The organism is Kluyvera chengduensis (assembly GCF_044197065.1).
GTDB classification, from domain to species: domain Bacteria; phylum Pseudomonadota; class Gammaproteobacteria; order Enterobacterales; family Enterobacteriaceae; genus Kluyvera; species Kluyvera ascorbata_C.
Map to the genome: position 1 here is coordinate 1 of NZ_JBIQOI010000050.1, position 207 is coordinate 207.

Genomic DNA, 207 nt, shown 5'->3' on the forward strand with positions numbered 1-207 from the left:
TTTTACCAGCCCGATACCCGACGTGATGAACCGGTGATCTGTGCGCTGACTGAACTGGCAGAACGCTATCCGCGCTACGGTTTTAAGAAGTTGTTTCAGCTGCTGCGCAGGTAGGGCAATACCTGGAACCATAAACGTGTTCACCGGATTTACTGCCTGCTGAAACTGAATTTTCGTCGCAAGGGAAAACAGCGGCTGCCAGTGCGT

1 pseudogene is annotated in these 207 nt (G+C 52.2%); it reads left to right on the plus strand.

Going from position 1 to position 207, the window contains the following annotated elements:
- Positions 1-207 (plus strand): annotated as a pseudogene (locus ACH1XZ_RS23405) (IS3 family transposase); the annotation flags it as partial.